The 24,323-nt window shown below is 73.7% G+C and carries 18 protein-coding genes; 11 read left to right on the forward strand and 7 right to left on the reverse strand.

Annotation, left to right across the window (positions count from 1 at the left end):
- Positions 1-67 precede the first annotated feature (67 nt).
- Both AB5J87_RS08275 and AB5J87_RS08280 read left to right on the forward strand, forming a co-directional pair.
- The gene (locus tag AB5J87_RS08275) at positions 68-817 is read left to right on the forward strand and encodes a TIGR04222 domain-containing membrane protein (protein WP_369375595.1); all 750 of its coding nucleotides are present in this window, start codon (positions 68-70) and stop codon (positions 815-817) included.
- Positions 818-934: 117 nt separating this feature from the next.
- Positions 935-2,533 carry an alpha/beta hydrolase gene (locus tag AB5J87_RS08280; protein WP_369375597.1) on the forward strand — a complete coding sequence of 533 codons (1,599 nt, stop codon included), beginning with the start codon at positions 935-937 and terminating at the stop codon, positions 2,531-2,533.
- A gap of 74 nt (positions 2,534-2,607) precedes the next feature.
- On the opposite strand, the gene hemQ is transcribed toward AB5J87_RS08280, so the two are convergent.
- Positions 2,608-3,321, reverse strand: coding sequence for a hydrogen peroxide-dependent heme synthase (gene hemQ / locus AB5J87_RS08285; protein ID WP_369375599.1), 714 nt, complete (start codon positions 3,319-3,321; stop codon positions 2,608-2,610).
- 4 nt (positions 3,322-3,325) lie between these two features.
- Complete coding sequence (hemG, locus tag AB5J87_RS08290) at positions 3,326-4,774, reverse strand: protoporphyrinogen oxidase (RefSeq protein WP_369375601.1); 1,449 nt, start codon at positions 4,772-4,774, stop codon at positions 3,326-3,328.
- 153 nt (positions 4,775-4,927) lie between these two features.
- On the opposite strand from hemG, the gene AB5J87_RS08295 reads away from it, so the two are divergent.
- Both AB5J87_RS08295 and AB5J87_RS08300 read left to right on the forward strand, forming a co-directional pair.
- Positions 4,928-5,920 (forward strand): DUF4349 domain-containing protein, encoded by a 993-nt coding sequence (locus AB5J87_RS08295; protein ID WP_369375603.1) that lies wholly within the window; start codon positions 4,928-4,930, stop codon positions 5,918-5,920.
- 14 nt (positions 5,921-5,934) lie between these two features.
- Positions 5,935-7,314, forward strand: a complete 1,380-nt coding sequence (locus AB5J87_RS08300) for an FAD-dependent oxidoreductase (protein ID WP_369375605.1) — start codon at positions 5,935-5,937, stop codon at positions 7,312-7,314.
- 22 nt (positions 7,315-7,336) lie between these two features.
- Here AB5J87_RS08300 and hemE read toward each other — a convergent pair whose 3' ends face one another.
- Positions 7,337-8,401 carry a uroporphyrinogen decarboxylase gene (hemE, locus tag AB5J87_RS08305; protein ID WP_369375607.1) on the reverse strand — a complete coding sequence of 355 codons (1,065 nt, stop codon included), beginning with the start codon at positions 8,399-8,401 and terminating at the stop codon, positions 7,337-7,339.
- Between the two features lie 91 nt (positions 8,402-8,492).
- On the opposite strand from hemE, the gene AB5J87_RS08310 reads away from it, so the two are divergent.
- The 3 genes from AB5J87_RS08310 (at position 8,493) to AB5J87_RS08320 (ending at position 11,685) form a co-directional block, all read left to right on the forward strand.
- Positions 8,493-9,137, forward strand: a complete 645-nt coding sequence (locus tag AB5J87_RS08310; RefSeq protein ID WP_369375609.1) for a DUF3000 domain-containing protein — start codon at positions 8,493-8,495, stop codon at positions 9,135-9,137.
- A 479-nt stretch (positions 9,138-9,616) separates the two neighbouring features.
- Complete coding sequence (locus AB5J87_RS08315) at positions 9,617-10,279, forward strand: response regulator transcription factor (protein ID WP_101390672.1); 663 nt, start codon at positions 9,617-9,619, stop codon at positions 10,277-10,279.
- Positions 10,280-10,392: 113 nt separating this feature from the next.
- Positions 10,393-11,685 (forward strand): HRDC domain-containing protein, encoded by a 1,293-nt coding sequence (locus AB5J87_RS08320; RefSeq protein WP_369375612.1) that lies wholly within the window; start codon positions 10,393-10,395, stop codon positions 11,683-11,685.
- 13 nt (positions 11,686-11,698) lie between these two features.
- On the opposite strand, the gene AB5J87_RS08325 is transcribed toward AB5J87_RS08320, so the two are convergent.
- Positions 11,699-11,866, reverse strand: a complete 168-nt coding sequence (locus AB5J87_RS08325) for a hypothetical protein (protein ID WP_369375614.1) — start codon at positions 11,864-11,866, stop codon at positions 11,699-11,701.
- Between the two features lie 172 nt (positions 11,867-12,038).
- On the opposite strand from AB5J87_RS08325, the gene AB5J87_RS08330 reads away from it, so the two are divergent.
- The 3 genes from AB5J87_RS08330 to AB5J87_RS08340 all read left to right on the forward strand — a co-directional run bounded on the left by AB5J87_RS08330 (position 12,039) and on the right by AB5J87_RS08340 (position 19,270).
- On the forward strand, positions 12,039-15,737 hold the full coding sequence (locus AB5J87_RS08330) for an NACHT domain-containing NTPase (protein ID WP_369375616.1): 3,699 nt from the start codon (positions 12,039-12,041) through the stop codon (positions 15,735-15,737).
- A 180-nt stretch (positions 15,738-15,917) separates the two neighbouring features.
- Positions 15,918-17,144: an acetyl-CoA C-acyltransferase gene (locus AB5J87_RS08335; protein WP_369375618.1), complete on the forward strand. Its 1,227-nt coding sequence runs from the start codon at positions 15,918-15,920 to the stop codon at positions 17,142-17,144.
- On the forward strand, positions 17,141-19,270 hold the full coding sequence (locus tag AB5J87_RS08340; protein WP_369375620.1) for a 3-hydroxyacyl-CoA dehydrogenase NAD-binding domain-containing protein: 2,130 nt from the start codon (positions 17,141-17,143) through the stop codon (positions 19,268-19,270). The genes AB5J87_RS08335 and AB5J87_RS08340 overlap by 4 nt, the downstream gene beginning before the upstream one ends.
- A 174-nt stretch (positions 19,271-19,444) precedes the next feature.
- Here AB5J87_RS08340 and AB5J87_RS08345 read toward each other — a convergent pair whose 3' ends face one another.
- Positions 19,445-20,611: a hypothetical protein gene (locus tag AB5J87_RS08345; protein ID WP_369375622.1), complete on the reverse strand. Its 1,167-nt coding sequence runs from the start codon at positions 20,609-20,611 to the stop codon at positions 19,445-19,447.
- Positions 20,612-20,771: 160 nt separating this feature from the next.
- On the opposite strand from AB5J87_RS08345, the gene AB5J87_RS08350 reads away from it, so the two are divergent.
- Positions 20,772-21,158, forward strand: a complete 387-nt coding sequence (locus AB5J87_RS08350; protein WP_369375624.1) for an NTP pyrophosphohydrolase — start codon at positions 20,772-20,774, stop codon at positions 21,156-21,158.
- On the opposite strand, the gene AB5J87_RS08355 is transcribed toward AB5J87_RS08350, so the two are convergent.
- On the reverse strand, positions 21,143-22,594 hold the full coding sequence (locus AB5J87_RS08355) for a glycosyltransferase family 39 protein (RefSeq protein WP_369383432.1): 1,452 nt from the start codon (positions 22,592-22,594) through the stop codon (positions 21,143-21,145). The genes AB5J87_RS08350 and AB5J87_RS08355 overlap by 16 nt on opposite strands.
- Before the next feature lie 140 nt (positions 22,595-22,734).
- The gene (locus AB5J87_RS08360; protein WP_369375626.1) at positions 22,735-24,210 is read right to left on the reverse strand and encodes an amino acid permease; all 1,476 of its coding nucleotides are present in this window, start codon (positions 24,208-24,210) and stop codon (positions 22,735-22,737) included.
- Positions 24,211-24,323 lie beyond the last annotated feature (113 nt).

The following is a 24,323-nucleotide window of genomic DNA, read 5'->3' on the forward strand; positions in this document are numbered from 1 at the left end:
ATAACTCCATGTCCACATCATGGGAAACGCATGGCGCCCGCCTGGCCGCGTCACATACAACTCGGCCATGTTCTGGGTTCTGTTGCTCGCAGTCGCGTGCCTCGCCTCCGCGCTCTCGTGCGCGCGGCTCTGTCTCGCCGCGTCCGCGGCGGCCGACCAGGGGCCGGTCACCCGGGACCCGGAATCCGGGCTCTCGCTCTACGAGGCCGCGTTCCTGGCGGGCGGTCCCGTGCGGGTCACCGATCTGACGCTGGTCGCCATGCACCGGGCCCGCCGGCTGCTGCTGGCGCACACCGGCTGGGCCACCGTCGTCGACCCGGAGGGCCGCGACGACCTGGAGCGGTCGGTGATCGGCGCGATCGGGCCGGAGGGGCAGGCGCGGATAGCGGCGATACGCTCGGCCGCAGCCGCCGCCGACGCGGTGCACGCGCTGGCCGACCGGCTGGCCGCCGCCGGGCTCGCCGTCCCGGACGCGACCAGGACCGGGGTGACGGCCTCGGTGCGGGCGGTGCGCGGGGCCGCCGCGCTCACCCTCGTACTCGGCGCGGTGGCGCTGCTGATGCCCGGCCAGGACCGCGCCACCCAGACGGAGATCGCCGCCTGGTTCGCGCTGCCCGCGGTGCTCACGTTCGGCTGTCTCTTCATCGCCCGCGTCGAGGTCCACCCGCACACCCGCTGGGCCTCCCCCGACGGCCAGCGGCTGCTCGGCCGGATCGACCCGGCGGGCGACCAGCTGACGGCGGTGGCGGTGCGGGGCATCAGCGCGGTCGAGGACCCGGCGCTGCGGACCGCGCTGAGCGGCCGACGCGCCGCCTGACCGGGACATTTCACCCGGCGCACCGCACCACGGTGCTTTACTTCCTCAATTACTCCGCTAATCATCCCTTTTGTGCCGGATTTACGCCGGAGGCAACTGCCTAGGGATCGATCTGCGATGAAAGCAGCAGTGCTCTACGGAACCCTCGGTTCGCTCGTGCTCTCCGCCCTGGCCGTCGCCCCGGCCGGCAGCACGGACCAGCTCACCGCCGAGGCGCGCGGCACCGTGGTCGCCGCCCGGCGCGCGGCCACCACCAAGATCGCCTTCGGCCGCTGCCCCAAGTCGGAGATGCTGCCCGCCTCCGTGCGGTGCGGCACCGTGAAGGTCCCGCTCGACTACGCCCGGCCGAAGGGCCGTCAGATCGCCCTCACCGTCAGCCGGACCGCCGCGACCGGCAAGAAGTCCGAGCGCCAGGGCGCCCTCGTCTACAACCCGGGCGGGCCCGGCGCCTCCAGCATGTACTTCCCGATGGTCGCGCCCCTGCCCGAGTGGAAGCGGATCGCCCGCGCCTACGACCTGGTCGGCTACGCCCCGCGCGGGGTCGGCCGGTCCGCGCCGCTGTCCTGCCAGGACCCGGCGGACTTCGCCAAGGCGCCCACCCAGTCCCCCACCGAGCCCTCCGAGTCGTACAAGAGGGAGCGGATCGCGCAGGCCAAGGCGTACGCGCAGGGCTGCGGCCAGAACGCGGGCCCGGCGCTGCGGCACTACACCAGCCTCAACAACGCGCGCGACCTCGAAGTGCTGCGGGCGGCGCTCGGCGAGCCGAAGCTGTCGTTCATCGGCGCCTCGTACGGCACCTACTTCGGCTCCCTGTACGCCACGCTCTTCCCCTCTCACGTACGGCGGATGGTCTTCGACTCGGCGGTCGACCCGGACCCGCGCCAGATCTGGTACCGCAACAACCTCGACCAGTCACTGGCGTTCGAGAGCCGCTGGGAGGACTTCCGCGCCTGGGTCGCCCGCCACGACGGGGTCTACCACCTGGGCACCAGCGCCGAGCAGGTCCTGGAGAACTTCGAGAAGGTGCGCGCCCGGCTCGCCGAGGAGCCTGCCGGCGGCACGGTCGGCCCGGCCCAGCTCCAGGCCGCCTTCCTCAAGGCCGGGTACTACGACGACTACTGGGCGATGCGGGCGACCGCGCTCTCGGCCTACCTCAAGGGCGACCCCAAGCCGCTGATCGCCCAGGCGGCGCCGCGGCCGGAGGCCGCGAAGGACGACGAGAACGGGAACGCCGTCTACACGGCGGTCGAGTGCAACGACGCGCCCTGGCCGACGGAGTGGTCCACCTGGGACCGGGACAACACCGAGCTCGCGGCGATCGCGCCGTTCGAGACCTGGGACAACGCCTGGATGAACCTGCCGTGCGCCTACTGGCCGGCGCCCCGGCAGAAGCCGCTGGACGTGGGGGTGCACCCCGGTGAGCTGCCGCCGACGCTGATCCTGGCGGCCGAGCGGGACGCGGCGACGCCGTACCCGGGGGCGCTGGAGCTCCAGCGCAGACTGCCGGGGGCGGCCCTGGTGACCGAGAAGGACGCCGGTACGCACGGCATCGGCGGCGGCCCCAACGGCTGCGTCAACCACTATCTGGAGAACTACCTGCTGTACGGACGGACGCCGGTGCGGCGCGCGACGTGCGCGCCGCACCCGGAGCCGAACCCGGTGTCGCTGGACGAGCGGTCGGCGCCCAGGGCTGGGCTGCGGCCGTCCGCTCTCTGATCTTCCGGGTCAGGGGTGGATCCGGGCCCGCTCACGACGGGCCCGGCCACCGGGCATACGGGGTGGGGCGGCCGTCAGGCCAGGCCGTCCACCAGGTCCGCGACCGACTTGCGGCGGCCCGTGTAGAACGGGACCTCCTCGCGGACGTGCATCCGCGCCTCGGAGGCGCGCAGATGACGCATCAGGTCGACGATGCGGTGCAGCTCGTCGGCCTCGAAGGCCAGCAGCCACTCGTAGTCGCCGAGCGAGAACGAGGCGACCGTGTTGGCGCGCACGTCCGGGTAGCCGCGGGCCATCTTGCCGTGGTCGGCGAGCATCCGGCGGCGGTCCTCGTCGGGCAGCAGGTACCAGTCGTAGCTGCGCACGAAGGGGTAGACCGACACGTAGTCGCGCGCCTGCTCGTCGGCGAGGAACGCCGGGATGTGCGACTTGTTGAACTCGGCGGGGCGGTGCAGCGCCATGTTCGACCAGACCGGCTCCAGGGCGCGGCCCAGCTTGGTGCGGCGGAAGAGGTTGTACGCGGTCTGGAGCTCGTCGGCCGTCTCCGCGTGCCACCAGATCATGAGGTCGGCGTCGGCCCGCAGCCCGGACAGGTCGTAGGTGCCGCGGACGGTGATGTCCTTGGCGGCGAGCTGGTCGAACAGCTCCTGGACCTCGTCGGCGAAGCCGGTGCGGTCCTCGGGCAGCACGTCGCGCAGCTTGAAGACGGACCACAGCGTGTAGCGGATGACCTCGTTGAGGTCCTTCGCCTTCTTGCCTGCGTTCGGGATCTTTTCCGGTGCACTCATGAGGCTATTGTCCCGCGTCACGCTGAGTGTTCTGCGCCAGGGTCGACGTGGCGATGATCTCGTCCGCCGCGCGCCGGGCTCCCGCGATGCACGCGGGGATGCCGACCCCGTCGTAGGCGGCGCCGCAGACCCGCAGTCCGGGCAGCTCCGCGACGGCCGCGCGCACCCGCGCCACGCGCGCGAGGTGGCCCACCGGGTACTGCGGCAGCCCGCCGATCCACCGGGTCACCTCGCTCGCCACCGGCCGCGCCGACAGGCCCACCGCGTCCCGGAGGTCGCCCAGGGAGAGCTTCACCAGATCGGCGTCGTCGCGCTCCAGGTGCTCCTCCTCGCCGTACCGCCCGATCGAGGTGCGCAGCACGAACAGGTCCGGCGAGCGGTCGGTGACCCACTGCCACTTGTACGAGGAGAACGTGGACGCCTTGATGGTGCGGCCGTCCACGGACGGCACCAGGAAGCCGGAGCCGCGCTCCAGACCCGCCAGGTCCGCGCGCCGGAAGGCCATGGTGACCAGCGCCATCGACGCGTACTCCACGGAGGCGAGCTCGGCGGAGGCGGCCGGGGCCTCGGCGGCGAGCAGCGCGGAGGCGGACCAGGCGGGGGACGCCAGCACCACGCCGTCCGCGTCGATCACCGGGTGCTCGGCGCTGTCCGTGCGCAGCCGCCAGCCGTCCGCCGTACGGGTCAGGGCGAGCACCGGCGTCTCCGTCCGGATCACACCGCCGAGGGCGCGCACCGCGTCGGCGACGGCGGGCGGCAGACCGCCCACGCCGCCCTCCAGGCCCACGAAGACGGGGCCCTCCGGCTGGGGCGCGGCGGCGGCCCGCTCCTGGAGCGCGCGCACCCCGTCGAGCAGGGAGGGGTTGGCGCGCGCGGCCTCGAAGAGCTGGGGCACGGCGGCCCGCATCGAGATCTTGTAGGCGTCGCCCGCGTACACCCCGCCGAGCAGCGGCTCCACCAGGCGGTCGACGACCTCGCGGCCCAGGCGGGCGGCGACGAACTCACCGACGCCGACGTCCTCGCCGAGCTCGGTCGGCGCCAGCTCCCGGTCCCGGCCCAGACGGGCCAGGCCCTCGGCGGAGAGGATGCCGGAGAGGGCGGCCGGGTCCGCCGGGACGCCCATCACATGGCCCTTGGGCATCGGCCGCAGCTCGCCCCGGGTCCAGATCGCGGCGGTCGCCGCGGGCGGCACCAGCGCGTCGCCGAGCCCCACTTCGCGCGCGAGGCCGACCGCTTCGGGGCGGCGGGCCAGCATCGACTCGGCGCCCAGGTCCACGCGCGCGCCGCCGACCTCGCCCGCGAGCAGCTTGCCGCCGACCCGGTCGGTGGCCTCCAGGACGGTCACGCGCGCGCCCGCGCCCAGCAGTCGGTGGGCCGCGGCCAGGCCGGAGATCCCGCCGCCGACGACGACTACGTGCGGTGGCGCTGCGACGGTGTTGTCCGCGATGTCCATGGCTCCACTGTCTCAGACGCCACCGACAGCCCCGCGCCGAGCCCGGACCGAGGCCGGACCGTCACCACTTCGGGACCGGGAACCGGCAACCCGCCCCCGCGCCCCGCCCGTCGAACCGGCACCACGAACCGACGCACCTGTGAGGGAGCAGACATGCGTGTACGACGTACGGCCGGACGCCGTCCCGCGGCAGCGCTCGGCGCCGTTCTCCTGGCCGCCTCGCTGACGGTCGCGGGGTGCAGCGCGGGCGGGAGCACCACCGCCGAGAAGGGCAGGGCGGCGCCCGCGGGGAGCGCCGCCCCCGGCGGCTCCGGTGCCTCCGGCAAGGCGCCCGCCGCCCCGGCGGGCGGCGCCGCGGGCAGGGCGGCCCAGCCCGTGCCGTCCGGCGCGGTCCACATCGTGCGGACCGCCGAACTCGGCGTCGAGGTACCGGACGTGGCCCGCGCGCTGGACGCCGCCCGCACGGCCTCCACGGCCGCGGGCGGCTTCGTCGGCAGTGAGGACACCGTGCGCGACGAGCACGGCCGGGTCACCTCGCACGCGGTCCTGCGCGTCCCGGAGGACCGCTACGACGGGGTCCTCGCGGCGCTTTCGGGGGCGGGGAAGGTGCGGGAGCGCCGGGCGAGCGCACAGGACGTCACCGACCAGGTGGTCGACGTGGAGAGCCGGATCACCACCCAGCGCGCCAGCATCGCGCGCGTGCGCGCGTTGATGGACCGGGCGGGCGGGCTCTCCGACGTGGTCGCGCTGGAGGGCGAACTGAGCCACCGCCAGGCCGACTTGGACTCCCTGCTGGCCCAGCGGGCCTCGCTCCAGGACCGCACGAGCCTCGCCACCATCACCCTCACCCTGGTCGGCAAGGGCGCGCCGCAGAAGGACGACGGCGGCCCCGGTGTGCTGGACGCGTTCGCCGGCGGCTGGCGCGCCTTCGTCGGCGCCGCCCGCTGGACGGTGATCGTGCTGGGCGCGGTGGCCCCCTTCGCGGGTGCGACGGCCGCCGGGTACGCGCTGTGGCGGCTGGTGGTGCGCGCCAGGAAGGCCCGCCGGGCGGCCGGGACCGGCACGGCCGCCGGTGCCCCGGACGTGTCGGGGAATTCCGCGCCGCCCTCGTACGTATCTTCAGCGGGGGAGCACGGGAGCGACTGAGCGAGGGGTGCGGCATGGCGGCGGAACGACTGGTGGTCATCGGGGGCGACGCGACGGGGATGTCCGCCGCGTCGCAGGCCCGCCGGCTCAAGGGGCCGGACGAGCTGGAGATCGTGGCGTTCGAGCGCGGCGGCTTCACCTCGTTCTCCGCCTGCGGCATTCCGTACTGGGTGGGCGGCGAGGTGCCCGAGCGGGACGACCTGATCGCCCGGACGCCCGAGGAGCACCGCGAGCGCGGCATCGACCTGCGGATGCGCACCGAGGTGCGCGAGATCGACCCGGCCGGGCGCCGGGTGCGCGCCCGTGACCTGGAGTCCGGCGAGGAGTCCTGGACGGCGTACGACAAGCTCGTGATCGCCACCGGCGCCCGGCCCGTCCGGCCGCAGCTGCCGGGCATCGACGCGCCGGGCGTCCACGGGGTGCAGACCCTGGACGACGGCCAGGCGCTGCTCGACACGCTGGCGGCTGCGTCCGGGCGCCGCGCGGTGATCGTGGGCGCGGGCTACATCGGCGTGGAGATGGCCGAGGCGCTGCTGCGCCGCGGTTACGAGGTGACGGTGGTGACCCGGGGCGCTGAGCCGATGTCCACGCTCGACCCGGACATGGGCCGCCTCGTCCACGAGGCGATGGACGGCCTGGGCATCACCACGGTGACCGGCGCCGAGGTCACCGGGATCCGCACCGGTGAGGACGGCCGGGCGCGGGCGGTCGTGACCCGGGACGCCGAGTACCCGGCGGACGTGGTGGTCCTCGGCATCGGCGTGGAGCCGCGCACCGAGCTGGCGCGCGCGGCCGGGCTGCCGCTGGGCGAGCACGGCGGGCTGCTCACCGACCTCGCGATGCGGGTCCGCGGCCACGACGACATCTGGGCGGGCGGCGACTGTGTGGAGGTCCTGGACCTGGTCTCGGGGCGCGAGCGGCACATCGCGCTCGGCACCCACGCCAACAAGCACGGCCAGATCATCGGCTCGGGCGTCGGCGGCGGCTACGCGACCTTCCCCGGCGTGGTGGGCACGGCGGTGAGCAAGGTCTGCGACCTGGAGATCGCCCGTACGGGGCTGCGCGAGCGGGAGGCGCGCGCGGCGGGCATCCAGTTCGTGACGGCCACCATCGAGTCCACCAACAGCGCCGGGTACTACCCGGGGGCGGCCCTGATGACGGTGAAGATGCTGGCCGAGCGGCGCACCGGACGGCTGCTCGGGGTGCAGATCGTCGGCCGCGAGGGCGCCGCCAAGCGCGTCGACATCGCGGCGGTGGCGCTGACGGCGGGGATGACGGTGGAGCAGGTGGTCACCCTGGACCTGGGGTACGCACCGCCGTTCTCGCCGGTGTGGGACCCGGTCCTGGTCGCCGCCCGCAAGGCCGTGTCGGCGGTGCGGGCGGCGGGGAACTAGCTCCGCGCGCGGGGCGCGCGGGTCAGCGCGCGGTCCGCGTGTGGACGAAGTCCACCAGGCGGGTCAGCGCGTCCGGGTCCGTCGTCGGCAGGACGCCGTGGCCCAGGTTGAAGACATGGCCCTCCAGGCCCGCCGCGGCGTCCAGGACCTCGCGGGTCTTCTCCTCGACCGCCTCGGTCGTCGAGAAGAGCACCGCGGGGTCCAGGTTGCCCTGGAGCGCCTTGCCGGGGCCGACCCGGCGGGCGGCCTCGTCGAGCGGGACGCGCCAGTCGACGCCGACGACGTCCGCCCCGGCCTCGCCCATCAGGCCGAGGAGCTCGCCGGTGCCGACGCCGAAGTGGATGCGCGGCACGCCGTACTTCTCGACCTCGCGGAACACCTTCGCGGAGGCGGGCATCACCGAGCGGCGGTAGTCGGCGGGGGCCAGCGCGCCGACCCAGGAGTCGAAGAGCTGGACGGCGGAGGCACCGGCCTCGATCTGCACCTTCAGGAAGGCGCCGGTGATGTCGGCGAGGCGGTCGAGCAGGTCGGCCCACAGCTGCGGGTCGCCGTACATCAGCGCCTTGGTGTGCTCGTGGTTGCGGGACGGCCCGCCCTCCACGAGATAGCTCGCCAGGGTGAAGGGCGCGCCCGCGAAGCCGATCAGCGGGGTCTCGCCGAGCTCGGCGGTCAGCATGCCGATCGCCTCGGTGACGTAGTGGACGTCCTCGGGGGTCAGGTCGCGCAGCCGGTCGAGGTCGGCGCGGGTGCGGATCGGCTCGGCGACGACCGGGCCGACGCCGGGCTTGATGTCGAGGTCGAGGCCGATGGCCTTGAGCGGCACCACGATGTCGCTGAAGTAGATGGCCGCGTCCACCTTGTGACGGCGCACCGGCTGGAGCGTGATCTCGGTGACCAGCTCGGGCCGCATGCACGACTCCAGCATGGGGACGCCCTCGCGCACCTTCAGGTACTCGGGGAGCGAGCGCCCCGCCTGCCGCATGAACCAGACCGGCGTGTGCGGCACCGGCTCGCGGCGGCACGCCTTCAGGAAGGCGGAGTCATAGGTCTGTGTCGGCGGGCCCGAAGGGCGTTCGTTGGCGTTCACGCCCAGAATCTTCGCACGGACGGCGAAGCCGTCGCCCGGGCCCGGGTGTCCCTACCGGCGCCGGGCGCCCGTTCCGCCTAGTCTTCCCCGCATGGCTGCCGCTCAGGGACGAACTTCGGATGGCGCCGGCGGCACGGGCGGTGCCGCCGGCAGGACCGTTCCGCTCGCCTTCCGCCAGTCGGTGGACGCCCTGCGGGGGGCGCGGCTGCGCCCCGAGATCGAGGTCGAGCCGACCAGGGCGCCGCAGCGCCTGGCGCCGCACGCGTACGCGCTGGAGGCGGCGGTCGTCGAGGACGACCAGGACCTCGCGGACGGCCGGCTGGTGCTGCTGCACGACCCGGCCGGGCACGACGCCTGGCAGGGAACGTTCCGCCTGGTCACCCTCGTACGGGCGGAGCTGGAGCCGGAGATGGCGGCGGACCCGCTGCTGCCCGAGGTCTGCTGGTCGTGGCTGACGGGCGCGCTGGAGGCGCGGGGGCTCTCGTACGGGGAGGCGAGCGGCACGGTGACGCGCGCGGGCTCGTACTACTTCGGCGGGCTCTCGCAGCGGCTGCCCGCCACCCAGATCGAGATCCGGGCCTCCTGGACCCCGCGCGAGGGGCACGGCGGGGTGCCGGACGCGGCGGCGCACCTGGCGGCCTGGTGCGATCTGCTGTGCCAGGTGGCGGGGCTGCCGCCGGCGCCGTCGGCCGACGCCGGGATCGTCACGCTGCCGCAGCGCAGGGACCCGCGCTAGGGCGTGCCCGGCGGCTCCCGTCGGCTTCGGTCCCGCCGCGCTGTCACGCCCCGGGCGACATCCGAAGGACACGCCCTCACGCGTGCCCGGCGGCCCCCGTCCGGGACGGGGGCGTCGGCCGCGCCGCACGGCGGAGGCGGTTCGGCGGGGACCGGATCCGCACGACAGGCCCCGGGCGCCGCGCCGGAGCCGCTTCTCGCGCGCGGGCCGGCGGGGAAACCGCGCGACCGGCCCGCAGCCGCACCCCCTGGAGGGGCATCGGCCGCCCGGGGGATTGGGGGCCGCGCCCCGAGGGGACTCGCCCGATCACTCCCCCCTCGACCACTTGTCCGAATTGCCCTAAATGTTTCTCACCAAATCGTGATCATTCCCTAAAGGCGGGCGGGCAGGCTGCCGAAGAGGTCAGTGACCCTATCTGCACGGTTCGCCCCGGCTTCATCCCCGAGCCGGCCCCGTCCCGCACCTTCCCAGGAGGCCTGGTGTCCGTTCTTCTTGAGCAGCCCGCAAGCCTGGTCGCCTACCGCCCGAACAAGCCGACGGCCATGGTCGTCGTCGCCGATCCCCGAGTCCGCTCCACCGTCACCCGTCATCTGTGGGCCCTCGGAGTACGGGACGTCATCGAGGCGTCGTCCATCGCGGAGGCACGTCCCCGCGTCGGCAATCCGCGCGACATCTGCGTTGCCGACGTCCATCTGCCCGACGGTTCCGGGCTCACCCTGCTGTCCGAGACCCGCGCGGCGGGCTGGCCCAACGGGCTGGCCCTGTCGGCCGCCGACGACATCGGCGCCGTGCGCAACGCCCTGGCGGGCGGTGTGAAGGGCTACGTCGTCACCGGCACGCGCACCAACATCGGCCACCCCACCCGCCCCGGCGCCGCCCCCATCGGCGCCGCGGCGGCCCGTATGCACCGCCGCCCCCCGGGTGCCCCGAGCCACCCGGGCGGCTACCGCGAGCTCTCCGGGCGCGAGGTCGAGGTGCTGCGGCTGGTCGCCGAGGGCCAGTCCAACAAGGCCATCGGCGTCTCGATGGGGCTGTCCGCACTGACCGTCAAGAGCCACCTCGCCCGGATCGCGCGCAAGCTCGGCACGGGCGACCGGGCGGGCATGGTGGCCGTCGCCCTGCGGACCGGAATCATCCACTGACCCACGGGTACCGGGGGGCATGCTCCCCCCGCTGAGCTCCGTGCGCCCCTCGCGCGCCCGTCGACGGAACGTTCCGTCGACGGGCGCGGCATATACACAAGTACCCTTGACAGGTGACCGACGCCCATAAGACCGCAGCAGAGACAGCACTGCGAACCACCGGGGGCGCTCCCCCGGACGACGACGTCCCGGTTGATGGGCTGCCGACTCCCCTGCTGGAGCCCCGAGACGGCATTCCGCCCGTCGTCGCCACGGACGAGGCGCTCGCCGAGGTCGTCGCCGCGTTCGCGGCCGGCACCGGCCCCGTCGCCGTCGACGCCGAACGCGCCTCCGGCTACCGCTACGGCCAGCGCGCCTACCTCGTCCAGCTGCGCCGCGAGGGCGCGGGCACCGCGCTCATCGACCCGGTGGGCTGCCCCGACCTCTCCGCGCTGGGCGACGCGCTCGCCGGTACCGAGTGGATCCTGCACGCCGCGACCCAGGACCTGCCCTGCCTGCGCGAAATAGGCATGGTCCCGTCGAGCCTGTTCGACACCGAACTCGCCGGCCGGCTCGCGGGCTTCCCGCGCGTGGGCCTGGGCGCGATGGTCGAGAGCGTGCTCGGCTACGCGCTGGAGAAGGGCCACTCGGCGGTGGACTGGTCGACCCGGCCGCTGCCCGAGCCGTGGCTGCGCTACGCGGCCCTGGACGTGGAGCTCCTGGTCGACCTGCGCGACGCGCTGGAGAAGGAGCTCGACCGCCAGGGCAAGCTGGACTGGGCCCGCCAGGAGTTCGACGCCATCGCCTCGGCCCCGCCCGCACCGCCGCGCAAGGAGCCCTGGCGGCGCACCTCCGGCATGCACAAGGTGCGCAGGCGCCGCCAGATGGCCGCCGTACGGGAGCTGTGGACGGCCCGGGACGCCGTCGCCCAGCGCCGCGACGTCTCGCCGGGCAAGGTGCTCAGCGACTCGGCGATCATCGAGGCGTCGCTGGCGCTGCCGCTGAACGTACCGGCCCTGATGGCGCTGCCCGGGTTCGGGCACCGGATGGGGCGGCGCCAGCTGGAGCAGTGGCAGGCGGCCGTGGACCGGGCCAGGGCGCTGCCGGACTCCGCGCTTCCGCAGCCCGGCCAGCCGGTGACCGGCCCGCCGCCGCCGCGCTCGTGGGCGGACAAGGACCCGGCCGCCGCGGCCCGGCTCTCGGCGGCGCGGACGGCGGTCTCGGAGCTGGCCGAGCGGCTGAACATGCCGCAGGAGAACCTGATCACCCCGGACACCGTCCGCCGCGTCTGCTGGGAGCCCCCGGGCGACCGCTCCGAGACGGCGATCGCCGAGGCCCTGACGGCCCTGGGCGCCCGCCGCTGGCAGACCGAACTGGTGACGCCGCTGCTGGCGACGGCGCTGCGGAACGGCGCCGCCGGCCAGTGACGGCGCAGCGGGCTCAGGACCGCCGCCGTACGGCCGCCAGCAACTGGCCCAGTACGGCGGCGGCAGCCCGCCGCCGGGCCGGACGCGTCGACCAGACCGCCGGCAGCACGACTCCGACGACCAGCGCCAGGGGGACGAGGGCCAGCAGGGTGCTCATGGCCGGGGACATGGGCCAGGACATCGGGCCTCCAGTTCGTACGGGGACGGCCGCGGTGGCCGCCGCCTCGACTCTCCCGTGCCGCTCCCGGCCTTCGGCGTGACGCCGAAGAACTCCGAAGGCCGAAGTGGTCGGCGCAGGTCACGGCGTACGCTGAGGGCCGGTGGTCCGAAGCCGCGCGAAGCCGGGGGGTCAGTTGGCAGGTCAGCCGTCGGGCGCCGTGGCGGAGTTCTGCTCGACTCTCCGGCGTCTCGTCCGCGACTGCGGCATACCGCAGGCCGAGCTGGCCCGGGCCCTGCACCGCGCGGAGTCGACCGTGTCCGAACTGCTCGGCGGGCACCGGGCGACGCCGCCCCCGCTGGCCGACGTGCTGAAGATCGTCGAATACTGCCGCCTGCGGCCCGGCTCCGCCGCGCGCCCCGGCCTCTCACTGGACGCCGGCTGGTGGCGCACCCGCCACGGCGAGCTGGAGCACACCTTCGAAACGCGCCGCCGTGTCCCGGCCCCCCGCTCCCCCGAGCCCGGCCCGGCACCGGACGGCGTACGGTTCGACTTCGTCGGAGCCGTCGAGGTCCTGACCGCCGGCCGCCGGACGGACTTCGACGGCATCGTCGAGGACCTGCTGGAGCCGCTGACGCTCAGCGGCTCCGCCCCGGCGGATCCGTACGCCCTGTTCGAAGGGTTCGGTGCCCGCGTCCGCGCGGCCCGGGGCGTCGCCAGGACCGCCCTGCTGTGCGCCGCGGACGTCGTCATCCAGGTAACGGCGTTCTGCAATGCGGTCGCCGTGTCGGGGATCGTCCAGGGCGCCGACCTCGGGGACGCGCAGGGTGACATCGCGACCGAGGTACTGGCCGAGCTGGCCCACGTCGACCTCGGGTCGGCCCGGGTCCGGGCCCCGCGCGAGCTGCGCGAGGAGGTGGCCGCGGGCTATCGCTCCGCGGGCGACATCGTGCACGGCCTCGGCGCCTCCTTCGGTCACCTCCCCGAAGAGCTGGCCCGCGACGCGATGCGGCAGTACGACAGCCTGCTCGCCCGGGTCACCTGGGACTGCCCCGAGCTCCGGCTCACCTCCGAGACCCATGAGGTGGACCGGGACGAGGAGGGACCCGCGCACCTGGGGGAACGCACCGGGCTCGACCGGCTGGGCCTGCTGCTGAGCGCCTTCGCGGACGGTGGTGCCGCTCCCGCGCGGGACCGCGAGCGGCTGCGCGCCCCCATCGCCTCGACGGACGGCCCGGACGGTCCGCACCCGGTGGTCCCCACCCTTGCGGAGGGGTACGTCGACCCGGGCTTCCGGGTCGCCTCGCACCTGGTCGACCGCGAGCTGTCCAGCGACGTCTGGTGGGAGCGCCAGCCCCTTCGGGACGACCTCGCGGACTTCCTGGCCGCCCACCTCCTCACGGACCGGGCCCTGCGCGCCCCACTGCTGGTGCTGGGCCACCCCGGGTCCGGAAAGTCCCTGCTGACCAAGTTGATCGGGGCGCGGCTCCCGGAGGCCGAGTTCCACTGCGTCCGCGTCGAGCTGCGGCACGTCCCGGCGGACCTCGACGTGCAGGGGCAGATCGAGGAGGCGGTGTTCCGGGCCACCGGACGCCGCACCCCGTGGCCCGACGTGTGCGCCCCGGGCTCGGACCTGGTCCGCGTCGTCCTGCTGGACGGATTCGACGAGCTGCTTCAGGCCGGCGCCGAGCGACTGGACACGAGCAGGCAGTGGGACTACCTCCGGAGCGTGCAGCGGCTGCAGGAGAGGGAGGCGGAGTGGGGCCGCCCGATGGTCGCGGTGGTGACGAGCCGGACCGTGGTGGCCGACCAGGCCGACACCCCGCCGAAGAGCACGGTCGTACGGCTGGAGCCCTTCGACGACGGGCAGATCCAGGAGTGGCTGGGCGTCTGGAACTCCGTCAACCGGCGCTCCTTCGCCGCGCAGGACCTCCGGCCGCTCACCTGGGACGTGGTGCGCCCCCACCGCGAGCTCGCGCGGCAGCCCCTGCTTCTGCTGATGCTCGCCCTGTACGACGCCTCCGGCAATCGGCTGCGCCGCCTGGAGGGACAGGACATCGGCAGGGTCGGTCTGTACGAGCGGCTGCTGGTGGAGTTCGTGCGGCGCCAGGTCGTCAAGCGGCTGGGTCCGCTGCCGCAGGCGGCCGAGGACAGCGCGGTCGAGGAGGAGCTGCGGCGCCTCGGCGTCATCGCCGTGGGGATGCTCCACCGAGGCCGCCAGAGCATCGCGGCCGACGACGCCGACCGCGATCTCGCGGCCCTGCTCGGGGAGGAGAGCTCACCGCTGCTGTTCGGCCGCTTCTTCTTCGTCCACGAGGCCCAGGCCCTGGTGTCCGACGAAGCGGTGAAGTCGTACGAGTTCCTGCACGCCACCTTCGGCGAGTACCTGGCGGCCCGGTTCGTCCGGGACGAGCTGTGGCAAGCGGTCGCCCGGCACGGCGACGGTGACGGTCCCGGCAGCGCCCGGCTGCGCGCACTGCTGTCCCCCACGCCGCTCACCGACCGTGCGGAAGTCCTCCGCGACATGGGCGAGTTGCTCGCGGACGCGGACCCGGTGGCGCACCGCGCGCTGGGCGAGGTGCTGCGGGAACTGATCCATGACGCGCCCTGGGACACGGCGCCCGGCGGCGGCCTCCCCTACCGGCCGGTGCGGCAGAGCGCGACCGGGCGCCAGGCCGTCTACGAAGCGAACCTGCTGCTGCTCACCGTGCTCGCCGAAGGGACGGTGCGGGCGTCGGACGTCCTGGGCGCCGACGACCCGGTCGACCGCTGGTCCCGCTGCGCGCAGTTGTGGCGCTCGCAGTTCGGCGAGGCGTCCTGGGAGGCGTTCACCCGGACGCTGGTCGCGAAGCACCAGGACCCTGGCCGGGGCCCTGGCGGCTCGGCGGACGTGCGGATCTCGCTGCGCCTCGCAGCCCCTTCCACGGGCGACCTGCCCCGGGTCCTGCCACTGGGCCAGGAGGGCGGCAACGCCTTCCGGCACCTGCGGTCAGTGGACCCCGACGGACTGGTCCGGCGGTCCGCCTTCCTGCAGGACGGGGACACCGGACACCTGCTGCACGCCCTGTCCCCGCTGCTGACCTGCCTCGCGGAGACCCTGAGCACCCATGTGGCCCGTGGGGGATCCGAGGGCAGGTCCCTCGCGAACGCACTGGTCGCCCTGGCCTGCCGGCCCGCCACCGACCCGGCGGAGTGGACCGACCGCTATCACGCGGTCCTGCCCTTCCTGCCGTCCCTCCCCGCGGAGAACGGGTGGCTGGTCGCGGACGTGCTGGCCCGGCACCTGGTGCACGACGCGTCCCAGTTGCCCGGGCCGGTGGTGCTGGCGGTGCTCCAGGCGCTGACCGCTCCGCACTTCGGCGGCCTGGCCCCGCAGATGGGCACCCGCGTCTGGCTGAACCTGCTGGGATGCGTACAGGAACAGGTGGGGCGGGCGGACGTGCCGCAGGAGCAGCTGGCGGCCGTGGCCGCGCAGCTCCACCTCTTCCTCGCGTTCGCCCAGGAGTGGTCCGGGCCCGAGGGACCGCAGGAGCTGCTGCTGGGCACGGTCCGCGCTGCCGGGAGCACGCACGTGTGGCACCGTACGGGCCACCCCGACCAGGACGACGTCCTCGAAGACTCGCTGAACCGGCTGGAGCGGACACCCCGGGCCCTGCGATCCCCCGAAGCCGTGGTCGGGCTGCTCCGGCTGGCGCGGGAGCTGGGCAGGGACGACTGGCTCGCCGAGCACGCCGAGCCACTGCTGCTCGACCTGGAGATCGGGGCCCTGGGACGGCTGCGGGCCACCGACGTCGACGCCCTGCGGCCCCTGGTCCGCGACACCGCGCTCCTGGCGGTGTTCGACCGCATTGAAACGGTCTGGCGGGGCGGCCCCGGAGGGAGCACCACCGGCTGACCAACCGTGCGGACAGCCGGGGCCCGGGGCACGGGGGCCCCGGCGGAGTGTGACCTTCACCGCTCCTGCCCCCGGGGCTGGGCAGTTTGGTTACCCGCAAGTAGCATGGCGGGGTGAGCGCACGCTTATGCGTGGGCTCGCGCGCAGCAGTGCCATCCCGCACCCTGGAGGAGAGCCATCGTGCCTCGTACCGTCAGGGACGTCGTCTTCGTCGACGGCGTCCGCACCCCGTTCGGCAAGGCGGGCCCGAAGGGCATCTACCACGAGACCCGCGCCGACGATCTCGTCGTCAAGGCGATCCGGGAGCTGCTGCGCCGCAACCCGGCCCTCGACCCCGCCAAGATCGACGAGGTCGCCATCGCCGCCACCACGCAGATCGGCGACCAGGGCCTGACCCTCGGCCGTACGGCCGGCATCCTCGCGGGTCTGCCGCAGTCGGTGCCCGGCTACTCCATCGACCGCATGTGCGCCGGCGCGCTGACCGCCGTCACCTCGGTCGCCGGCTCCATCGCGTTCGGCGCCTACGACGCCGTCATCGCCGGTGGTGTCGAGCACATGGGCCGCCACCCGATGGGCGAGGGCGTCGACCCCAACCCGCGGTTCGTGAGCGAGAAGCTCGTCGACGAGTCGGCCCTCTTCATGGGCATGACCGCGGAGAACCTGCACGACCGCTACCCGCACATCACCAAGCGGCGCGCCGACGAGTACGCCGTGCGCTCGCAGGAGAAGGCGGCGAAGGCGTACGCCGACGGGAAGATCCAGCAGGACCTGGTCCCGATCTCGGTGCGCAACACCAACCCCGAGGTCGGCGAGACCGGCTGGGGCCTGGTCACCGCCGACGAGCCGATGCGCCCGGGCACCACGCTGGAGAGCCTGGCGACCCTGAAGACGCCGTTCCGCGTCCACGGCAACGTCACCGCGGGCAACGCGGCCGGCCTCAACGACGGCGCCACCGCGTCGATCATCGCGTCCGAGGAGTTCGCGCGCGAGAACGGCCTGCCGGTCAAGATGCGCCTGGTCTCCTACGCCTTCGCCGGCGTCGAGCCCGAGGTCATGGGCTACGGCCCGATCCCGGCGACCGAGAAGGCGCTGGCCAAGGCCGGTCTCTCGATCGGTGACATCGACCTCTTCGAGGTCAACGAGGCGTTCGCCGTCCAGGTCCTCGCGTTCCTGGACCACTACGGCATCGCCGACGACGACGCCCGCGTCAACCAGTACGGCGGCGCCATCGCGTTCGGCCACCCGCTCGCCTCCTCCGGCGTACGTCTGATGACGCAGCTGGCGCGGCAGTTCGAGGAGCAGCCGGAGGTCCGCTACGGCCTCACCACCATGTGCGTCGGCTTCGGCATGGGCGCCACGGTCATCTGGGAGAACCCGCACCACAAGGACGCCGGAGGCAGCAAGTGAGCACCACCGCTGAGCTTTTGAAGGGTGCGGCCGAGCTGTTCCCGGACGAGGTCGTCACCTCGGCGCACGTGCGCCACCTCGACCTGCCGTTCGGCGCGGGCAGGTTCGCCCTGATCACGCTGGACAACGGCTTCGACCACACCAAGCCGACCACCTTCGGCCCCGGCTCGCTGGCGAACCTCAACGCCGCCATCGACCAGGTCGAGAAGGAGGCCGCCGAGGGCACGATCGTCGGCGCCGGCGTCACCGGCAAGCCGTTCATCTTCGCGGTCGGCGCCGACCTCAAGGGCGTCGAGATCCTCAAGAAGCACGAGGACGCGCTGGTCATCGGCAAGAGCGGCCACGACGTCTTCAAGCGCCTCGCCGCGCTGGCCGTGCCGACCTTCGCGTACTACAACGGCGCGGCCATGGGCGGCGGTGTCGAGGTCGGTCTGCACTGCACCTACCGCACCGTCTCCAAGGCGCTGCCCGCCTTCTCGCTGCCCGAGGTCTTCCTCGGCCTGGTCCCGGGCTGGGGCGGCTGCACGCTGCTCCCCAACCTGATCGGCGCCGACAAGGCCGTCACGGTCATCATCGAGAACTCGCTGAACCAGAACCGCCAGCTCAAGGGCAAGCAGGTCTTCGAACTCGGCATCGCGGACGCCCTGTTCGAGGGTGCGGACTTCCTGGAGCAGTCGCTCATCTGGACCGCGGGCGTCCTCAAGGGCGAGATCGCGGTCGAGCGCCCCGAGATCGACCGGGGCGAGGGCTGGGACCAGGCCGTCGCGCGCGGCCGGTTCATCGCCGACTCCAAGGTGCACGGGGCCGCTCCGGCCGCGTACCGCGCCCTGGACATCGTCGAGGCGGCCAAGGACGGCGACCTCCAGGCCGGTTTCGACGCCGAGGACAAGGCGCTCGCCGACCTGATCATGGGCGGTGAACTGCGCAGCGGCATCTACGCGTTCAACCTGGTGCAGAAGCGCGGCAAGCGCCCGGCCGGCGCGCCGGACAAGTCGCTGGCGCGCCCGGTCACCAAGGTCGGCGTGGTCGGCGCGGGCCTGATGGCCTCGCAGCTGGCGCTGCTCTTCCTGCGCCGCCTCGAAGTGCCGGTCGTGCTGACCGACATCGACCAGGAGCGCGTGGACAAGGGCGTGGGCTACGTCCACGCCGAGATCGACAAGCTGCTCCTGAAGTCCCGCATCAACCAGGACAAGGCCAACCGCCTCAAGGGCCTGGTCTCCGGTGTGCTGGACAAGGCCGAGGGCTTCTCCGACGCCGACTTCATCATCGAGGCCGTCTTCGAGGAGATCGGCGTCAAGCAGCAGGTGTTCGCGGAGGTCGAGGCGGTCGCCCCGGCGCACGCGATCCTCGCCACCAACACCTCCTCGCTGTCGGTGACCGAGATGGCGTCCAAGCTGAAGCACCCCGAGCGGGTCGTCGGCTTCCACTTCTTCAACCCGGTCGCGATCCTCCCGCTCCTGGAGATCGTGCGCGGCGAGCTGACCGACGACGCGGCGCTGGCCACGGCGTTCGGCGTCGCCAAGAAGCTGAAGAAGACCGCGGTCCTCACCAAGGACGCCCCGGCGTTCGTCGTGAACCGCATCCTCACCCGCTTCATGGGCGAGATCCAGAACGTCATCGACGAGGGCACCCCGGTCGAGGTCGCCGAGAAGGCGATCGAGCCGCTGGGCCTGCCGATGTCGCCGCTGGTGCTCCTGGAGCTGGTCGGCCCGGCCATCGGTCTGCACGTGTCCGAGACCCTCAACCGCGCCTTCCCGGACCGCTTCACGGTCTCGGCGAACCTGGCCGCGGTCGTGAAGGCCGGCAAGCGCGGCTTCTACGTCTACGACTCCGGCAAGCCGGAGCTGGACCCGGAGGTCGCCGCGCTGCTGAAGCAGGGCGACACCGTCCTGACCGAGGAGCAGACCCGTGACCGCGTCCTGGACGCGGTGGCGCAGGAGATCGGTCTGATGCTGGAGGAGGGTGTCGTGGCCGAGGCCCAGGACATCGACCTCTGCCTGATCACCGGCGCGGGCTGGCCCTTCCACCTGGGCGGCATCACGCCGTACCTGGACCGCGAGGGCGTCTCCCAGCGGGTGAACGGGAAGCCGTTCCTGGCGCAGGGCGTGGCGAGCGTCCCGGCGTAACCCCACGGCACGCACAGGAGCCCCCCGCCGAGAGGCGGGGGGCTCCTTCGTGTTCCGGGGGGGCCGGGCGCGTCCGGCGCGACCTCGCGGTGGGCCGGACGGGGCCGGGGCGGCCCTGCGGTGCGCCGGACGCGTCCAGGTGGCCTGCGGTGGGCGGGGCCGTGCCCGGGTCGCTCAGACGACCGTCCAGGCCGCCATCGCCAGGCCCGGCTCGTTGGTCTTCTGGCGGGTGACCCGCAGCCGCCCGTCGGTGCCGAAGGCGGCCAGGACGACCCGGCCCAGGGCGTCGACGGCCAGCGCCGGGGCGCCCGCGCAGACCTCGCCGGTGGACGTCCAGACCGCGCCCGCCGACTCGGTCTCGGTGGGGTAGGCGGCGAGGGCGGGGCGGCCGTCGGGGCCGCGCTGGGCCATCAGCGTGCAGTCGTGCCCGTCCACGGGCGTGCGCAGCACGGCGACCGGCCCACTGGCAGTGCCGCCCAGCGGCGCGGCCGGGGCGTCGGCGCGGAAGGCGTGCACGTCCTGCGATCCGGCGTCGCGCCACAGGAAGGTGATGCGGTCCCCGCCGGTCTGCCGGGCGCTGACGGAGCCGTCCTCCACCTGGAGCTTGAGGTCGGGCACCTGCTCGAACTCGGCGCCGGTCCGCTCCCGGGTCCAGCGCATCACACCCCGCTTGGCGGGGGCCAGCACCTCGATGCGGCCGTCGTCGGCGGTGCCCGCGCAGATGGTCCCGTACGAGCCGGAGCCCTTGAGGTCCTTCCAGCTGCTCCACTTGCCGGACGGTTCCTGCACGCGCGCGCAGACGCCGCCGCCCGCGTTGCGGACGAAGACGCTCAGGTTGTCCGAGGAGTCGACCACGGCGGCCGGGTGGCCGGTCTTCGCGGCCCGCTCCTGGTCGCGGTAGGGGGTGCCCATCGGGTACCAGTCCTTCACCGGGCGGCCGGTCTGGTACTGGATGGCGTGCACGACGTCCGTCTTGGGCTCACCGGCGGCGGTGGTGACGGTGCGCAGGGTGAAGAAGTGGACGTACCCGTCGGAGCCCTGGGCGATGGTGAGGCGCGGGTCGAGCCCGGTGGCCGCCACGACCAGCTCGGGGCCGCTCCAGTCGGGCCCGCCGGGCTCCGTCTCGGTCCAGCGCAGCACTCCCCCGCCGCCCGGGGCGTACGCCGTGAGGCGGCCGTCCTTGCCGCGCAGCAGCCAGCCGGTCACGGCCGGGCGGCCGTCGGGGGTGGCGGGGGCGGGGACCAGCACCGGCGCGGCAGTGGCGGCGGGTGCGGGTGCGGCGGGCTTCCCGGGTTCCCGGCCCGGCTGCCCCTTCGAGGTACGCGCAGGCTTGAACGCCATGGCTCACCGACCACCTTTCCCTACCAGATCCGCGATGAGCGGCCGGATGCGACACACCATGAGTCTCCAGCGACAATAACACTCGGTCCGGGGCCCGGATTTCGCGGGATTTCCCCGTTCCGACGTGCGATTTTCCCGCGTCCCGTGCCACCCTGCCGCCATGGATGGGACCTCGCTGGTGATCGTGGACGCGGCCAATGTGGTGGGCTCGGTTCCGGACGGCTGGTGGCGCGACCGCAAGGGCGCCGCGGAGCGGCTGCGCGACCGGCTCACGGAGTACGCGCGGACGGGCCTGCCGGGCGCTCCGGGCCCCGTGGAGCTGGTCCTGGTGGTCGAGGGCGCGGCCCGGGGCGTGACGGGGGTGCCGGGGGTGCGGGTGGCGGCGGCGCCGGGCAGCGGGGACGACCTGATCGTGGAGCTGGCGGCCGGGCGCGCACCGGACCGGCCCTGTCTGGTGGTGACGGCCGACCGCGAGCTGCGCCGCCGGGTGGAGGCGGTGGGGGCGCGGTGCACGGGGCCGCGCGCGGTGCGTCAGCCCGGCGGCTGAGCGCGTACGTACAGGACCGCGCCGTCGACCCTGCGGGCCAGCGGCGCGTAGTGGGCGGCGAGCAGCCGGCGCAGGCTGGGCAGCCGGTCGGGGGCGTAGGGCTTGCCCCGGGAGTCGTCGACGATCAGCGCCGGCGGGCGGGCCGCCAGCTCGGTGCGGAAGACCGGCCAGGTGCCCGCCACCGCGTACTTCTCGCCGACCTGGGGGCCGTCGCGGCCCCCGCTGTAGTTGGTGAGCAGCCCGGCGGTCAGATAGCGGGTGGCGGGGGCGCGCCCGGCCAGCCAGTACGTCTCGGGGTGTATGCCCCACACCAGGACGCGGTCGTGCGGCGCGGAGCGGGCGCGCACGGCGGCGGCGAGCCGTTCGGCGTGGGCCAGTTCGGGGCGCGGCGCGAGCAGGCCCCAGCCGAGGAAGAGCGCGCAGGCGCAGACCGACGCCCCCAGCGCCCGGTGCAGCCGGTGCGGCGGCAGGATCTGGAGCGCCCCGGCGGCGAGCAGGACCAGCGGCGGGACGAGCTGGAGGTAGTAGTGGCCGAAGAAGTGGAAGCCGGTCAGGACCGCCCCGGCCGAGGAGGCGAGCCACAGCCAGAGGTCCGCGGCGCCGGTGCGGGCGATCCGCAGCACCCGCACCACCGGCGGCACGATCCCGGCGCAGGCGAGGGCGAGCAGGGCGGTGTTGGCCAACCCCCTCGCCAGGACGTGGAGTTCGGATCCGGTGAAGGAGGCGTACGCGGCGGAGCCGGTGACCGTCCAGAACAGGAACCGGGCCGGGCCGGTGACCAGCGCACCGAGCAGCACCGGGCCGCACAGTCCCGCGCAGGCGCGCAGCAGGGCGGCGCGGCGGCGCGGGGCCGTGCGCCACAGCAGCCAGAGCACCGGGAGCAGCGCGGCGCCGCCGGTCTGCTTGGTGAGGAGGGCCCCGGCGACGGCGAGTCCGGCGCGCGCCCACTGGGCGCGGTCCGCGCAGCGCACGGCCGCCGCCGTGAACGGCAGCATGAACACCTCGAAGGTGGCGGCCTGCGCGTCCTCGGGGTTGAGGCCGGTGGAGACGAGCAGGTGCAGGATCCCGGCGGCGGCCCCGGCCCGGTCGCCCCAGCGGCGGCGGGCGAGGGAGGCGAGGAGCGCCGCGGTGAGCAGCTGGGCGGCCACGGCCGCGAGCCGCAGCGGGCCGAGCGAGGTGTCGCCGAAGAGCGCGAAGGCGCCCTCGTAGAGCCAGGGCAGCAGCGGGGGCTTGCGGTCGACGACCGTGTCGTACAGGGCTCCCCCGGCGGCGAGTTGGCGGGCCTGGACGGCGAGGTAGCCCTCGTCGGGGCTCCACAGGGGGTGCCGGAAGGAGGGCAGCCGGGTCAGCAGGGCGAGCGCGGCCAGCGCGGGAAGCAGCCGCGTCCAGTACCCGGCGCGCCGGCCCGGCTCCGGTTCCGTACGCGGCCGGGGCACCCGTGACGCGCGTACGGAGCGTGGTCCGGCGGTCGGGACGGCGAGCGTTTGGTGCACACGGGGCACGCTATCCGGCCCCGCGCTTCCCTCCGAAGAGGGACATACGGGGCCGTTGAATCAACTCCGGGAACCTGCCGCCGTCACTCCGCGTTGATACGGCTGTGGGTGCGGCCGTACAGGAAGTAGACGACGAAGCCGATCGCCATCCAGATGCCGAACCGCAGCCAGGTCTCGGCGGGCAGGTTGAGCATCAGCCACAGCGAGGCGGCCACCGACAGGATCGGCACCCAGGGCACCAGCGGGGTGCGGAAGGCGCGGTGCAGATCGGGGCGGGTGCGCCGCAGGATGATGACGCTGATGGCGACGACGACGAAGGCGAAGAGGGTGCCGATGTTGACCAGTTCGGCGAGCTCGCTGAGGCTGGTGAAGCCCGCCAGAATCGCGATGATCACGCCGAGCAGGATGGTCGGCCGGTGCGGGGTGCGGTACTTGGGGTGGACGTGGCAGAAGAACCGGGGCAGCAGCCCGTCCCGGCTCATCGCGAAGAAGACCCGGGTCTGGCCGAGCAGCAGGATCATGCAGACGGTGGTGAGGCCGACGGCGGCCCCGAAGCTGATGACGCCCGAGAAGAAGGGGTGCCCGGTGGCCTTGAAGGCGTCGGCGAGCGGGGCGTCGATGGAGAGCTCGGTGTAGTGCTGCATCCCGGTCACCACGATCGAGACGGCGACGTAGAGCGCGGTGCAGATGAAGAGCGAGCCGAGGATGCCGCGCGGCATGTCGCGCTGCGGGTTGCGGGTCTCCTCGGCGGCGGTCGCCACGATGTCGAAGCCGATGAAGGCGAAGAAGACGACGGAGGCGGCGGTGAAGATGCCCATCACGCCGAAGTTGGTGGGCGCGTACCCCGACATCAGCTCGATCAGCGGCGCCTTGAGGCTGCCGCCCGCCTCCTGCGGCTGGGCCTTGGGGATGAACGGCTTGTAGTTGTCGGACTTGATAAAGAAGGCGCCCGCGATAATCACGATCAGGACGACGGTGACCTTGATGGCGACGACGACCGTGGTGACGCGCGCGGAGAGCTTCATGCCGAAGACCAGGATGGCGGTCAGCAGCAGGACCAGGGCGGCGGCGAGGATGTCGAAGCCGAAGCCGTGGGCGCCCTCGCGCCCGGACAGCGCCTCGGGCAGGTGCCAGCCCGCGTTGTCGAGCAGCGAGCGCACATAGCCCGACCAGCCGACGGCGACCACGGCGGTGCCGAGGGCGAATTCGAGGACCAGGTCCCACCCGATGGTCCAGGCGGGGAGCTCGCCGAGCGAGGCGTACGAGAACGTGTAGGCCGACCCGGCCACCGGGACCGTCGAGGCGAACTCGGCGTAGCAGAGCGCCGCCAGCGCGCAGACGACGCCGGCGGCCACGAACGCGAGCGCGACCGCCGGTCCGGCGTTCTCCTTGGCCACCTTGCCGGTGAGGACGAAGATGCCGGTGCCGATGATGACACCGACGCCGAACACCGTCAGGTCCAGCACCGACAGCGACTTCTTGAGGGCGTGCTCCGGCTCCTCCGTGTCCGCGATGGACTTCTCAATAGATTTGGTCCGAAACAGACCGGTACCAGCCACCTTGTGCACCTCCGCTAGCTCATGTCCCCGACATGATCGGGACGAGTGGCGGTACGGGTACCGGGCGGCGGCCGGAATTCACGCGAACGGGCCGGTCCAACCACCCGTACAGG

The organism is Streptomyces sp. cg36 (assembly GCF_041080675.1).
In the GTDB taxonomy this organism is placed as follows: domain Bacteria; phylum Actinomycetota; class Actinomycetes; order Streptomycetales; family Streptomycetaceae; genus Streptomyces.

Coding starts and splice junctions, on each gene's coding strand:
- hemQ (WP_369375599.1), bottom strand. CDS start 3,321: ATGAGTGCACCGGAAAAGATCCCGAACGCAGGCAAGAAGGCGAAGGAC.
- AB5J87_RS08325 (WP_369375614.1), bottom strand. CDS start 11,866: ATGTCCTGGCCCATGTCCCCGGCCATGAGCACCCTGCTGGCCCTCGTC.
- AB5J87_RS08275 (WP_369375595.1), top strand. CDS start 68: ATGTTCTGGGTTCTGTTGCTCGCAGTCGCGTGCCTCGCCTCCGCGCTC.
- AB5J87_RS08350 (WP_369375624.1), top strand. CDS start 20,772: ATGGATGGGACCTCGCTGGTGATCGTGGACGCGGCCAATGTGGTGGGC.
- AB5J87_RS08300 (WP_369375605.1), top strand. CDS start 5,935: ATGGCGGCGGAACGACTGGTGGTCATCGGGGGCGACGCGACGGGGATG.
- hemG (WP_369375601.1), bottom strand. CDS start 4,774: ATGGACATCGCGGACAACACCGTCGCAGCGCCACCGCACGTAGTCGTC.
- AB5J87_RS08345 (WP_369375622.1), bottom strand. CDS start 20,611: ATGGCGTTCAAGCCTGCGCGTACCTCGAAGGGGCAGCCGGGCCGGGAA.
- AB5J87_RS08310 (WP_369375609.1), top strand. CDS start 8,493: ATGGCTGCCGCTCAGGGACGAACTTCGGATGGCGCCGGCGGCACGGGC.
- AB5J87_RS08295 (WP_369375603.1), top strand. CDS start 4,928: ATGCGTGTACGACGTACGGCCGGACGCCGTCCCGCGGCAGCGCTCGGC.
- AB5J87_RS08280 (WP_369375597.1), top strand. CDS start 935: ATGAAAGCAGCAGTGCTCTACGGAACCCTCGGTTCGCTCGTGCTCTCC.